At 60.3% G+C, this 13,131-nt stretch carries 13 protein-coding genes; 6 read left to right on the top strand and 7 right to left on the bottom strand.

Features of this window, described 5'->3' with window-relative positions:
* Nucleotides 1-11: 11 nt before the first annotated feature.
* Entirely contained in the window at nucleotides 12-785 is a 774-nt protein-coding gene (locus tag J1D76_RS01925; RefSeq protein WP_421136749.1) for an enoyl-CoA hydratase, read from the top strand.
* Between the two features lie 97 nt (nucleotides 786-882).
* Here J1D76_RS01925 and J1D76_RS01920 read toward each other — a convergent pair whose 3' ends face one another.
* The 3 genes from J1D76_RS01920 to J1D76_RS01910 form a co-directional block, all read right to left on the bottom strand.
* Nucleotides 883-2,034 (bottom strand): acyl-CoA dehydrogenase family protein, encoded by a 1,152-nt coding sequence (locus J1D76_RS01920; RefSeq protein ID WP_421136748.1) that lies wholly within the window; start codon nucleotides 2,032-2,034, stop codon nucleotides 883-885.
* Nucleotides 2,035-2,037: 3 nt separating this feature from the next.
* On the bottom strand, nucleotides 2,038-3,144 hold the full coding sequence (locus J1D76_RS01915) for an enoyl-CoA hydratase/isomerase family protein (RefSeq protein ID WP_421136747.1): 1,107 nt from the start codon (nucleotides 3,142-3,144) through the stop codon (nucleotides 2,038-2,040).
* A gap of 163 nt (nucleotides 3,145-3,307) precedes the next feature.
* The gene (locus tag J1D76_RS01910; protein WP_421136746.1) at nucleotides 3,308-4,201 is read right to left on the bottom strand and encodes a LysR family transcriptional regulator; all 894 of its coding nucleotides are present in this window, start codon (nucleotides 4,199-4,201) and stop codon (nucleotides 3,308-3,310) included.
* A gap of 101 nt (nucleotides 4,202-4,302) precedes the next feature.
* Between J1D76_RS01910 and J1D76_RS01905 the strand changes: the two genes are divergently transcribed.
* On the top strand, nucleotides 4,303-5,394 hold the full coding sequence (locus tag J1D76_RS01905; protein WP_421136745.1) for a polyamine ABC transporter substrate-binding protein: 1,092 nt from the start codon (nucleotides 4,303-4,305) through the stop codon (nucleotides 5,392-5,394).
* Nucleotides 5,395-5,416: 22 nt separating this feature from the next.
* On the top strand, nucleotides 5,417-6,376 hold the full coding sequence (speB, locus tag J1D76_RS01900) for an agmatinase (RefSeq protein WP_421136744.1): 960 nt from the start codon (nucleotides 5,417-5,419) through the stop codon (nucleotides 6,374-6,376).
* A 404-nt stretch (nucleotides 6,377-6,780) separates the two neighbouring features.
* On the opposite strand, the gene J1D76_RS01895 is transcribed toward speB, so the two are convergent.
* A complete protein-coding gene (locus J1D76_RS01895) occupies nucleotides 6,781-7,833 on the bottom strand; it encodes an aldo/keto reductase (protein WP_421136743.1) in 1,053 nt (350 codons plus the stop codon).
* Between the two features lie 154 nt (nucleotides 7,834-7,987).
* Here J1D76_RS01895 and zapE point away from each other — a divergent pair, with 154 nt between their 5' ends.
* The 3 genes from zapE (at nucleotide 7,988) to J1D76_RS01880 (ending at nucleotide 10,309) form a co-directional block, all read left to right on the top strand.
* A complete protein-coding gene (zapE, locus tag J1D76_RS01890; RefSeq protein WP_421136742.1) occupies nucleotides 7,988-9,106 on the top strand; it encodes a cell division protein ZapE in 1,119 nt (372 codons plus the stop codon).
* A gap of 15 nt (nucleotides 9,107-9,121) precedes the next feature.
* Entirely contained in the window at nucleotides 9,122-9,703 is a 582-nt protein-coding gene (locus tag J1D76_RS01885) for a DinB family protein (protein ID WP_421136741.1), read from the top strand.
* A 114-nt stretch (nucleotides 9,704-9,817) separates the two neighbouring features.
* Nucleotides 9,818-10,309, top strand: a complete 492-nt coding sequence (locus J1D76_RS01880; RefSeq protein ID WP_421136740.1) for a GNAT family N-acetyltransferase — start codon at nucleotides 9,818-9,820, stop codon at nucleotides 10,307-10,309.
* Nucleotides 10,310-10,376: 67 nt separating this feature from the next.
* Here the strand turns inward: J1D76_RS01880 and J1D76_RS01875 are convergent, their stop codons facing one another.
* The 3 genes from J1D76_RS01875 to J1D76_RS01865 all read right to left on the bottom strand — a co-directional run bounded on the left by J1D76_RS01875 (nucleotide 10,377) and on the right by J1D76_RS01865 (nucleotide 12,860).
* Complete coding sequence (locus J1D76_RS01875; RefSeq protein ID WP_421136739.1) at nucleotides 10,377-10,586, bottom strand: hypothetical protein; 210 nt, start codon at nucleotides 10,584-10,586, stop codon at nucleotides 10,377-10,379.
* 156 nt (nucleotides 10,587-10,742) lie between these two features.
* The gene (locus tag J1D76_RS01870) at nucleotides 10,743-12,479 is read right to left on the bottom strand and encodes a phosphoethanolamine transferase CptA (protein ID WP_421136738.1); all 1,737 of its coding nucleotides are present in this window, start codon (nucleotides 12,477-12,479) and stop codon (nucleotides 10,743-10,745) included.
* A gap of 198 nt (nucleotides 12,480-12,677) precedes the next feature.
* Nucleotides 12,678-12,860 carry a DUF6026 family protein gene (locus tag J1D76_RS01865; protein WP_421136737.1) on the bottom strand — a complete coding sequence of 61 codons (183 nt, stop codon included), beginning with the start codon at nucleotides 12,858-12,860 and terminating at the stop codon, nucleotides 12,678-12,680.
* Nucleotides 12,861-13,131: the final 271 nt, after the last annotated feature.

Genomic DNA, 13,131 nt, shown 5'->3' with positions numbered 1-13,131 from the left:
AGGAATTCCCTGTGAGTTACGAAACGATTCTGCTGGAAACCCACGGCCGCGTGGGCCTGATCACCCTCAACCGCCCCCAGGCACTGAACGCTTTGAACGCGCAGATCGTCAGCGAGCTGAACCAGGCCCTGGATGGCTTCGAGGCGGATTCGAACATCGGTTGCATCGTCCTGACCGGTTCGAAAAAAGCGTTCGCCGCCGGTGCCGACATCAAGGAAATGGCCGAGCTGACCTATCCGCAGATCTACATCGACGACCTGTTCAGCGATAGCGACCGCGTTGCCAACCGCCGCAAGCCGATCATCGCGGCGGTTAACGGTTTTGCCCTGGGCGGCGGCTGTGAGCTGGCGTTGATGTGCGACTTCATCCTGGCCGGCGACAACGCCAAATTCGGCCAGCCGGAAATCAATCTCGGCGTGTTGCCGGGCATGGGCGGCACTCAGCGCCTGACCCGTGCCGTGGGCAAGGCAAAGGCCATGGAAATGTGCCTGAGCGGGCGTTTGATCGATGCGGTGGAAGCGGAGCGTTGCGGCATCGTGGCGCGTATCGTACCGAGCGATGAGTTGCTGGACGAAGCGCTGAAAGTGGCGGCGTTGATTGCCAAGAAGTCGTTGCCGATTGCGATGATGGTCAAGGAAAGCGTCAACCGTGCCTTTGAAGTGAGCCTGGCCGAAGGCGTGCGCTTTGAGCGTCGGGTGTTCCATGCGGCGTTTGCGACGCAGGATCAGAAGGAAGGGATGGCGGCGTTTATTGCCAAGCGCGAGGCGGAGTTCACCGGCAAGTAATGCGGCGATTTAGTTGAGCCTTTCGCTGGCAAGCCAGCTCCTACAGTATTTGTATCGTCCTTGTAGGAGCTGGCTTGCCAGCGAAGCTTTTAAATCGTTACACCAGGTAGTTCTTCAGTTCGCGGGCGATCACCATCCGCTGAATCTCGCTCGACCCTTCGTAGATCTGGGTGATCCGCGCATCGCGGTAATATTTCTCCACTGGATAATCTTCCAGATACCCGTAGCCGCCATGAATCTGAATGGCGGACGAGCAGACCTTTTCCGCCATTTCCGAGGCAAACAACTTGGCCTGTGACGCCTCGGACAAACACGGTTTGCCGGCCGTGCGCAGGCGCGCCGCATGCAGGACCATCAACCGTGCCGCGTTCAATTGCATGTGCATGTCGGCCAGCAGGTTGGCGATGCTCTGGTGTTCATTGATCGGCTTGCCAAACTGCACACGATCCCGGGAGTAGGCCAGCGCCGCTTCGAACGCCGCGCGGGCGATGCCCAGCGCTTGCGCGGCGATGCCGATGCGCCCGCCCTCGAGGTTGGACAGGGCGATGGCCAGGCCTTTGCCGCGCTCGCCGAGCAGATTGGCTTCGGGGATGGTGCAGTCGTTCAATGTGACTGCGCAGGTATCCGAAGCACGAATGCCCATCTTGTGTTCGGTGCGATCGACGATAAAACCGGCGGTGTCGGTCGGGACCAAAAACGCCGAGATCCCGCGTTTGCCCAGGTCCGGATCGGTGACGGCAAACACAATCGCCAACTTCGCACGCTTGCCGTTGCTGACAAATTGCTTGGCGCCGTTGATCACCCACTGGCCATCGCGCAGTTCGGCGCGGGTGCGCAGGTTGTGCGCTTCGGAACCCGCCTGCGGTTCGGTCAGGCAGAAGCAGCCAATGACCTGACCGCTGGCCAGGTCGGCCAGCCAGGTCTGTTTCTGTTCTTCACTGCCGTAATTGAGCACCGGCCCGCAACCCACCGAGTTGTGGATGCTCATGAAAGCGCCAGTGGCACCGTCGCCGGCGGAAATCTCTTCCACGGCCAGGGCGTAGGCCACGTAGTCGACATAGGTGCCGCCCCATTCCTCAGGGACCACCATGCCCAACAAGCCCAGCTCGCCCATCTTCGCCACCAGGCCGTCATCGATCCAGCCGGCCTTTTCCCAGGCTTGGGCATGGGGTGCGATTTCGCCACGGGCGAACTCCCGGGCCATGTCGCGGATCATGATTTGCTCTTCGCTCAATTCGATATCGTGCATGGCTCAGCTCCCGCTCTCATCGAAACCGCTGAAGAAACTCGCCACGTGCTCGGCGTCCAGTGCCGCCAGAGTGGGTGGGTTCCAGCGCGGGCTTTTGTCTTTGTCGATCAGCAAGGCGCGTACGCCTTCGATCAAGTCGCCGCGCTCGAACCACTGGCGGTCCAGGTGCAGCTCAAGGGCGAAACATTGCTCCAGTGGCAGCTCGCGCCCGCGCCGCAGCATTTCCAGGGTCACGGCCATGGCCAGCGGCGAACGGGTCTCCAGCAGGTCGGCGGTGGTCACGGCCCACTCGTGGCTGTCGGCGACGGTCACCTGGCGCAGTTGTTCCACGATACTCGGCACGTCGGCCTGGGCGAAGAAATGGTCGATGGCCGGGCGCAAGGCAATCAAGGGGGCGTCGGGCAGTTGCTGCACGGCCAGTTTGGCCAACAGGCCTTGCAGGTCCTTGAGCGGCGAGTCGTGCCATTCGAGCTGGTCGAGTTTTTCATCCAGGGTGCCCAGCTTGGCGCTTTCGATGTACCAATCGGCCAGCCCGCAATACAGCGCATCGGCGGCGCGGATCTGAACGCCGCTGACGCCGAGGTAGATGCCCAGTTCACCGGGGATGCGCGGCAGGAAATAACTGCCGCCGACGTCCGGGAAATAGCCGATGCCGACTTCCGGCATCGCCAGGCGACTTTTTTCGGTGACCACGCGCAGGTCGGCGCCTTGCACCAGGCCCATGCCGCCACCGAGGACAAAACCGTCCATCAATGCCAGCACCGGTTTGCGGTAATGGTGGATGGCGAGGTCGAGGGCGTATTCCTCGACGAAGAAATCCTCGTGCAGGGTATCGCCGCTTTTGAAGCTGTCATGCAGCGAACGAATGTCGCCGCCAGCGCAGAAGGCTTTTTCGCCGGCGCCGCGCAGGACCACCGCATGCACTTGTGAATCCTGGGCCCAGGCGTCGAGCTGGCGGTGCAGGTTGCGCACCATGTCCAGGGTCAGGGCGTTGAGGCCGGCGGGGCGGTTGAGGGTCAGGTGACCAATGTGGTTGCGAACTTCGGCCAGCACGTCGTTTTGCATGGCATCCATGGACAACGCCCCCTTCGATGAAACCTGAGCAGTCATCACTAACTCCCTGCTTTTATTGTCTTTATCGAGATGCTCGCGCGCGAGCGATGGCGGATCGTAGCAGTGCAAATTTGCCTTGTACAACCGGGAAATGTGCAGGCTGTTCGTGCATTTTTGCATGTGTGTGTCCGTTACTGTTACAGCGTAGACCATGGCGATTTCAGGCAAATGCGGCCAGCAGATCCTCTTCGAAGGCCTTCTGCGCTTCGCCGGCTACTTGCGCCCGATGCCGGGCCAGATGAAACGGGACATTAAAACTCATGTCATTGCGGCGCACGGCTTTGAGCAAACCCTTGTCTTCCCAGGCCCGGGCAAAATGGCTGGGCAGGTAGCCGACATGTTTGCCTGAGAGAATGAAGGCGAGGGTGCCTTCGACCTGTTCTGAACGCGCCGAGCACAATTTGCCCTGGAAGGGTTCGTCGGTGCGCAAGAAGCGGTAGGGGTGATCGACCCGGTCGCTGGCGTGCAGGGCCTGGTCATCCGGTGCGTCGTCGGTGAACAACGGGTGGCCGGGGGCGCAGTACAGGTGTTGGGTCTCGATGAACAGTTGGCGATAGTCGAAGGCATTTTGCACTTGCGAAAAGTAACCAATGGCCAGGTCCAGTCGCTGTTGCAAGAGCAAGCGTTCCATTTCACCGGGCATAGCGCTGATCAACTCGATACGCACCGATTCGTCTCGTTCACGGAAGCGCCCGATCGCGTCGGCTACCCGTTGCACCACCGATTGCTCCAGCGCTTCGGAAAGGCCAAGGCGCACTTCGCCGATCAAGCGCCCGGCCACCCCGTTGGATTGATGCCGGAACGTCTCGATCGATTCGAACAGCCCACGGGTGGCGCTGAGCAGTTGTTCGCCCTTGGGGGTGATCCGGAAACCACCCTTGCCGCGACTGCACAGGCGATAGCCGAGGCGGGTTTCCAGCTTGGCCATTTGCTGGCTGATGCTCGATTGGCTCAAGCCCAGTTCGCCTTGGGCTGCGCTGAAGCCGCCGCACTCGACCACGCTGACGAACAGGCGCAGCAATTGCAGATCCAGATCATGCAGTTGGCCCAGCATCAAACATTACTCCGTCGTAAAGTCAGGTTAATTAACTTGATATTTCACCAATGTATCCGACGCCGCATTCTGCAACCACTTCCTCTGGTCAGGTGTTCGTCATGGCTCCCATGTTCAAGCTGTGTTTACCCGCGTTGTTGCTAGCCGCTGCTGTTTCGGCCCAGGCCGAGGACAAGGTCGTCAATTTGTACAGCTGGGCCGATTACGTCGCCCCGGAGACCCTGCAGCGCTTCGAGCAGGAGACTGGCATTCATGTGCGCTACGACACGTTCGATGCCCCCGAGGTACTCGAAACCAAGCTACTGACCGGCGGCAGTGGCTACGACGTGGTGGTCCCATCGTCCAGTGTCCTGGCGCGCGGCCTGGCAGCGGGGGCGCTCAAGGCCATTCCCCATGAGGGCCTGAAGGGCTATGCCAATCTGGATCCCGATCTGTTGGAGAAGATGGCGGCGGTCGATCCGGGTAATCGCTATGGCGTGCCCTATACCTGGGGAACGCTGGGGTTGGGGATGAATGTCGAGGAAGTGCGAAAGCGCTTGCCGAATGTGCCGCTCAACAGCCTGGACCTGCTGTTCAAGCCTGAATACGCGAGCAAGCTGAAGGACTGTGGCATCGCGGTGATTGATTCGCCTCAGGAGGTAATCGGCCTGGCCTTGCATTATCTGGGCAAAGATCCGTATAGCACCGACAAGGGCGACCTGGAAGCGGCCCAGACGTTGTTGCATCAATTACAACCTTCGGTGCTTTACGTCGCCAGCGGCCGCCAGATCAACGACTTGGCCAATGGCAGTCTGTGCCTGGCGCTGACTTACAACGGTGACGCCAGCATGGCGGCCGATCAGGCGCGCAAAGCCAACAAGCCCTATGAAATCGCCTATCGAATTCCCAGGGAAGGCACCATCGTGTGGCAGGACAATCTGGCGATCCCCAAGGACGCACCGCACCCCGAGGCTGCTCGCCAGTTCATTGAATTCATGCTGCGCCCCGAGTCCGTCGCGGCGCTGACCAACACACTGTTTTTCGCCACGGCGAACCTGGCCGCCACGCCGCTGGTGGATGAAGCGGTTCGCACGGATCCGGATATCTACCCGCCTGCCGAGGTGCGCGACCGGCTCTACGCCGACCGCAGCATGGGCCTTAAGGACATGCGCCGGCGCACTCGTTTGTGGACCACTTTCCGTAGCCGCCAATAACTAGAAATAAAGGAGCCTTTCAATGGACGTCCCTGTGCAGAACGATCAAGCCCTCACCCGTGACAGTCTTTATGGCACTGCCGCCGAAAGTACCTACGCCGGTATTACCAGTTTCATGCGTCGCCGCTACAGCCGCGATTTGCGCGGGGTCGACGTGGCAGTCAGCGGTGTGCCGTTCGACACCGCGACCAGCAACCGGCCCGGCGCGCGTTTCGGGCCGCGCGGTATTCGCGCCGCGTCCACCGGGATTGCCTGGGAGCGCCACTGGCCCTGGACGTTTGACCCGTTCGACCATTTGGCCGTGATCGATTACGGTGATTGCGACTTCGATTTTGGCTCGCCGCAATCGACCCCGGAATGCATCGAAGCCCACGCCGAGCACATCCTCAACGCCGGCGCGGCGATGCTGACCTTCGGCGGTGATCACTTCGTCACCTATCCGCTGCTCAAGGCCCATGCCCGTAAGCACGGGGCGCTGTCACTGATCCACTTCGATGCACACAGCGACACCTGGCCGGACGAAGAGGGTAAGCGCATCGACCACGGCACCATGTTCTGGCATGCGGCGAAGGAAGGTCTGGTCGATCCATCGCGTTCGGTGCAAATCGGTTTGCGCACCACCAATGATGATCATCAGGGATTTCAGGTGCTGGATGCACGGCAGGTGCATCGCCGTGGCTGCGAAGCGATCGTCGAGGCGATTCGTGCGCGGGTCGGGGACAACCCGGTGTACCTGACGTTCGACATCGACTGCCTTGACCCGGCGTTTGCCCCTGGCACCGGCACACCGGTGTGCGGCGGCCTGAGCACGGTGCAGGCGCTGGAGATTCTCGGCGGGTTGCGCGGGATCAACCTGGTGGGCATGGACGTGGTGGAAGTCGCCCCGGCCTATGACAGTGCGGAAATCACCTCGTTGGCGGCAGCGACACTGGCGATGGAGATGCTTTGTCTGTATGCGGCAAAACACAAGGTCGATAAGTAATACGCCACCCTTGTAGGCGCTGCCTTGCCGGCGAAAGCGGCGGGTCAGACAGGTGGGTGTTGGCTGGCAGGACGCCTTCGCTGGCAAGCCAGCGCCTACAATGGATAGCTGTGGAGCACAAACCCTGGTTCACCCTCGAACCTGTAGGAGCTGGCTTGCCAGCGAAAGCGGCGGGTCGGTTATGTGGTTGTTGGCTGGCAGCACGCCTTCGCTGGCAAGCCAGCGCCTACAATGGATAGCTGTGGAGCACAAACCCTGGTTCACCCTCGAACCTGTAGGAGCTGGCTTGCCAGCGAAAGCGGCGGGTCGGTTATGGGGTTGTTGGCTGGCAGCACGCCTTCGCTGGCAAGCCAGCGCCTACAAGGGATAGCGGTGGAACGAAGATCCCTCAGGTTTGATGGGTGTCAGGCGACGGGGATGGCCGGCAGGTCAAGTATCCGGCCGCCGCTGAAGCGTGCGAAGGACCCGCTGATGGATTCATGCGGTACGCCTTTGGTGACTTCACTGACGCCATCCAGCCGTGCCAGGTGTTCAGCACTCAACTGCACGTTCAGCGCGCCCAGCGTGGCGTCCAGTTGTTCGCGAGTGCGGGAGCCAAGGATGGGGATCAGCGCGGTGGTCGAGCGCTTGGCCTTTTCCCGCAGCCAGGCGATGGCCACGTGGGTCGGGCTGGCGTCGAGGTCGGCGGCGACGTCGATCAAGGTGTCGAGCAGGGCGGTTTCGCGGGCGCTTTTTTCCGCGTGAATCAGCACACCGAGTTTGTTGGCGCGGTTGTCGCCGGCACTGTTGCGGTATTTACCGGTCAGGAAGCCGCCACCCAGCGGTGACCACAATGTCGCGGCCAGGCCCAGGGCTTCGGCCATCGGCAGTTGTTCGCGCTCGGCGGTGCGTTCGGCGAGGCTGTACTCGACCTGGATCGCCGCAATCGGCGCAAAAACACGGACCTCGGCGAGCAGGTCGGCGCGGGCGATACGCCAGGCCGGGAAGTTCGACAACCCGGCGTAATGAATCTTGCCGGCACTGACCAGGTCGTCGAAACCGCGCAGGATCTCTTCCATCGGCGTCACGCCGTCGCTCATGTGTGCCCAGAACAGATCGATATGCTCGGCCTTAAGGCGTTTCAGGCTTTCCTCAACAGCGCGCACCATGTTCTTGCGGCTGTTGCCCGTGTGGGAAATGCCGGCCGCAGGTGTCGTCCCCAGGGTGTATTTGGTGGCGATAATCAGGCTGTCCCGTTCAGCGGCGATGAATTCGCTGAGCATGGCTTCCGACTGTCCGCCCTGATAGCCGTTGGCAGTATCGATGAAATTGCCACCCGCCTCGAGGTAGCCATCAAAAATCCGCTTGGCTTCATCGCGCTCGGCGCCATGGCCCCAACCAGTGCCGAAATTACCAGCGCCCAGCGCCAGTTCGGAAACACGCAAGCCGGTTTTACGACCAAAAACTTTGTAATACATGGGACGACTCCAGAGGTTGACGGCCTGTTTAAATGTTTATAAACATCTAATAAACATGATGTGAATAATCTAAGTCGTCAAGCTGGATTTTGATCCGAGGCAAAACCGCCGATCATTGGTCGCGATTGGCATGCGCAATGGCATACTGCCGCGCATGACGACTGAATCGCCTTTAAGCGCCTGGCAGCACGCCATCGACCAAAAGGGCTTCATCCAGGACGAGGCCCAGGAACATGCCGTGTGGGCGCTGCAAAAATGCCACGAAGCGCTGCACGAAGGCCGTGCGTCCATTTCCGGCGTGTACTTGTGGGGACCGGTCGGGCGGGGCAAGACCTGGTTGATGGACCAGTTCTACCAAAGCCTGCGCGTGCCGGCGCGGCGCCAGCATTTTCACCATTTCATGGGCTGGGTTCACCAGCGCTCGTTCCAATTGACCGGCACTGCCGACCCGCTCAAGGCGTTGGCCCGGGAGTTGGCCGAAGAAGTGCGGGTGCTGTGTTTCGACGAACTGTTCGTCAATGACATTGGCGATGCGATCATTCTCGGGCGCCTGTTCCAGGTGATGTTCGAGCAAGGCGTGGTGGTGGTCTGTACCTCCAACCTGCCGCCGGACCAGTTGTATGCCGACGGTTTCAATCGCGACCGCTTCATGCCCGCCATCGAGGCGATCAAGCAGCACATGCAGGTGATCGCGGTGGATGGCGGGGAAGACCATCGCCTGCATCCGGGCGTCGGTTCGCAACGCTACTGGGTGGTGGCGCCCGGTCAGGCCGGGGCATTCGCTGAGGTGTTCGCGGGGTTGACCGTGGACCAGCCGCTGTCGAGCGAACCGGTCAAGGTCGGTTACCGCTCCCTTGAGGTGGTCAAGGCCAGCCCGAGCGTGCTTTGGACCCGCTACGCCGCGCTGTGCGAACAACCCTTCGCCGCGATGGATTTCATCGCGCTGTGCGATGCCTACACAGCTATCCTGTTGAGTGACGTGCCCAGTCTCAGCGCGCAAAAACGCGCCGGGCGCATTGCCCGTGGCACAGAAGACGGCGTCGAGCGGGTGGAGGCGGGGGATCGCGATTTGCCTCAGCTGTCGGTACATGACGACGGAGTGCGAAGGTTCATTGCCCTGGTGGACGAATGCTACGACCGCAAGGTGCCGTTGTACGTTGAAGCGCAGGTGCCCATGGCGTCGTTGTATACCGAGGGCTATCTGGAGTTCCCGTTCCGCCGCACCCTCAGTCGACTACAGGAAATGCAACTGCAACGGTTTGTCGACGTTTGATCGGGAGCAGCGCACATGAACCAGCCCCTGTCGCACCATTTGCTGACCATGGCCTATCAGAATGCTTGGGCCAATCACCGACTGGCCAAGGCCTGGAGCCAGTTGAGTGCCGACGAACTGATCGCACCGCGGGTCAGCTTCTTCCCGACGATCCACGCCACCCTCAACCACATCCTTACCTGTGACTGGTTGTACGTGGACGCCCTGGAGCGCGAATTGCGCGGTGACGACCCGCATCCCGATCACCAGGTGTTTTTCAAGGACGACGATCCTTGTCTGCTGGCGGCAGAGCTGGTTCATGAGCAGGCCCATGTCGATCGACGCCTGATCGCCTACTGCGAGCAAATGCGCGATGCGGACCTCGGCAAAATCGTCACCATCGCCCGCGACACCCCGCAACATGACAGTCGTCTGCGCCTGCTGTCCCATCTGTTCGAACACCAGATCCATCACCGTGGCCAGGTGCACGCCATGCTCAGCGGCACCGCCATCGAACCGCCACAACTCGACGAGTTCTTCTGTGCCGGCGAGGCGCATTTGCGCGCCCACGACTTTGCCGAGCTGGGATGGACGGAAGCCTTGATCTGGGGCGCTTGAGCGCCAAACAATCCCACAATTGCGATTGTCCTTAGCCCACCGCTCGCGCTATGGTCGGCCGGCACTTCAGCGTGAAAACAGGCTGCAGGCTCAACTGTGTGATCGAGGATGGAAATGGACTCCGCAGAAATTCTTGTGCTTCAGGCCAGCTACACCAATCCGGTGCATGCCGAGGCTATTTGCCTGGTGTTGAATCACTACGCCGAAGACCCGATGGGCGGCGGCCAAGCGTTACCGGCCGACGTATTGGAACAACTTCCGGCAGAGCTGGCCCGACGCCCCCACGCGTTTAGCGTGCTGGCGTTTGTCGGTGGCGAACCGGCCGGGCTGATCAATTGCTTCGAAGGATTTTCGACCTTCGCCTGCCGGCCGTTGGTCAACGTGCACGATGTGTCGGTGGTGAAAAAATTTCGCGGCCTGGGCTTGAGCCAGAAAATGCTGCAAAAGGTCGAGGAGATTGCTCGCCAGCGCGGCTGCTGCAAGCTCACCCTGGAAGTGCTGGAGGGCAATGCCGTGGCGCAGGGCTCGTATGAAAAAGCCGGTTTCGCCGCCGGCATGTTCGACCCGGCTCACGGGCGGATGCTGTTTTGGACCAAGGCCCTCTGACACCAGGCAAAAACAGGGCGTCCATCCGGACGCCCGACAGTCTTGCGCGACCAAGCTTGCCGTCAGCTCATTTCGGCCTGTAAGTCTCAGTCATTTGTGCGGTTTGATCGCTCGGAACCCTCAGCTCGTTGCTTTGGATGGGGTGGCCCAGCGCTGCCTGCTGGGCCAGTCGCAGGCTTTCGAAGTAATAGCGCATGCGTTCGGCTCCGCCTTCGGCAAAAGCGCAGGTTGAGCCCAAGGCCATCAGGCCGGCGAGAATCATTGCGGTGCGTTTCATGGTGTGCCTCCCACTACAAATGTCGGATGCCGTTCGTCCATGAATCTATGAAGCAGTGTCGAAATGGCATTATCCGCCGATTCCGGCAAAAGGGAATTAACGCTGATTGGCTGCACAGCAGCATGAAAAAGGGGCCGGAATCGGCCCCTGGAAGAATTACTGCACAACCACCGCCGGTGGTGTTTTCGGCTTCATCAGGCTGAAGTCGATCAGCGCGCGTTGCTCGCGTTCATACGGGTTACCGATCATCAATGGCCGCGCCTTGAAACTGTCGCTGACCACACTTTTGCTACGGTCGAGTTCGTCGAAGCTCAAGCCCGCCAGATCGGCCCAGGTGTGGATCAAGTGGGAACTGCTGTAAGGGCGGGACAGATCGCCAGCGAGGTTCCAATAGTGGGTTTCGCGCCATTTTGGCGACGCCCAGGCCATGAACGGAATGGTGTACATCGGCGCCGTCGGCTTGTTCTCGTTGCGCCCCAGGGTGCTGTGGCCCACGGAGTCGAACACGTCTTCGCCGTGGTCGGAGAGGTACAGCAGGAAGCCGTTTGGATCGGACTTGGCGTAGTCCTTGATCAGGCTGGATACCACAAAGTCGTTGTACAGCACGGCATTGTCGTAGCTGTTGTACGTCGGCAACTGGTCATCGCGAATGCCGGCAGGCACGCCTTCGCGATCCTGGAACTTGTCGAAGTCCGACGGATAACGGTACTGGTAGCTCATGTGCGTGCCGAGCAAATGCACGACGATGAGTTTGCGCGGGGCCGCATCGGCCAGGGCCTTGTTGAAGGGCTCGATCACGTCGCCATCGTACTGGGCGGCATTCTGGTTGCGGTTGTTGTTCAGGTACACCTGCTCGTCGGCCTGCTCGGAGAAGGTCGTGAGCATGGTGTTGCGCTTGGTCATGGTCTGCTGGTTGGTGATCCAGAAGGTCTTGTAGCCTGCCTGTTTCATCATGCTGACCAGCGATGGCGTGGACAGGTACAGGTCCGGGCTCTCTTCGTCGGCGAAAGTCAGGACTTGCTGCAACGCTTCAATGGTGTACGGACGCGGGGTAATGACGTTGTCGAACACGTCCAGTTGACCCTTGAGCTTGTCCAGTTCCGGCGTGGTTTTGCGCGGGTAACCGTACAGGCTCATGCGCTGACGGTTGGTCGACTCGCCGATCACCAGCACCAGGGTCGCAGGCTCGTTGGCCATCGCGTCCTTGAGGTTGTGCAGTGGCGGGATCTTGCTGGCGCTCTTGAGCATGTCCTGCATGCCGGCCAGGGTGTCGAGGTAGCGGTGGTACGCCACGGCCATCTGCCAAGGCACGGCCGGTTCGATGCGGGTTTCGAACTTCTCGAAGCCGGCCGCGAAACTGCCGGTGCGCTGGGTCTGCTTGATCAGCGGATAGGCGACCACGGCAAACACCAGGGCGGTTGCCGCCACCAGTGCCTTGCCGCGCGGCAGGTAAACTGGGCGCAGGCGCGTCCACAGGAAATAGGAAAACGCGGTGTGGGCGAGGAAGGCCGGGACCATCCACCAGGCGAAGTACTGGGTCATGTACTCGCCGGCTTCAGACACGTTCGATTCGAACATGATGAAGATGACACTCTGCGAAAACTCTTGCTGGTAAATGAAGAAGTAACCCAGGCTGGCCATGGAGCACGCCCACAGCACCACACCAATGACAGCGGCCATGACGCGGGTCCGCTTGGGGAATAGCAGCATCGGCGCCAGCCAGATCGCACTCATCACGAAGGCCTGGCGGAACCCGGTAAAGCCAGAGGTGCCCGTCAACTGGATCAGCAACTGGGTAATGCCGGAAAAATACCAAAAGAATACGAACAGCCAGACGAGTCCGGCCCAGTCGAAACCTGTCGCAGTCGTTTTGCTGCGTTTGAACAAAGACATTCAGCGCTCCAGCCGAGAATTCACTAACACCGCCGGGACTTGGTTACCGCGGACGACGAACGAGGGCCGCACGGAACCGCGCGACCTTAAACGCGTAATTATTGTGAAACAAATGTGAAAATTTCGTGAGAAGCCGATGGGGCGGGGCTTGAGCCGATGCGGAAGCCGTGCAGGCTGCTCCCGCTTGAAGCGCGAGGGTCAGGCGAGTGGGGCGTGTTCAGTCACAGCCCGGGGTGGTGTCTGGAGGGTTTGCAATTGCAATCGCAACTGCGCCAGCTCCTGTTTCAACTGATCGCGCTCGACCTTCAACTGACGTAATTCATCGCGACGGATCGTGACGTAAAGGGTTTGTGCTGGCTGTACGGCGTGTACTGTGCCCATTGCTCACCTCGCAAATGGCGTGTCTCAACTGCAGGAACGCCTCGAAATCAGACGCAAACCTGCTATCGGCGCCAATTTTGATTTCTTTTGCCCCCGAAGGGAACTTTTTTATTTTTGATTGTCGTTGTGTCTTCGGCTTGATTCCCGACGTTATCCATCAGGATCGGGCACAATGCCCGGAAACTTCACGCCAACGCTCTGGACTAACCTCATGAGTCGCGGTGGGCTATAACCTTTGACACACCTTTTATTTGTAGTAGGGAGCATCAGC

This window comes from Pseudomonas sp. NFX15 (assembly GCF_049132105.1).
Lineage (GTDB): Bacteria > Pseudomonadota > Gammaproteobacteria > Pseudomonadales > Pseudomonadaceae > Aquipseudomonas.
Note: the sequence above shows the minus strand (reverse complement) of the source record. Positions and strands in the feature narration are given on the sequence as shown.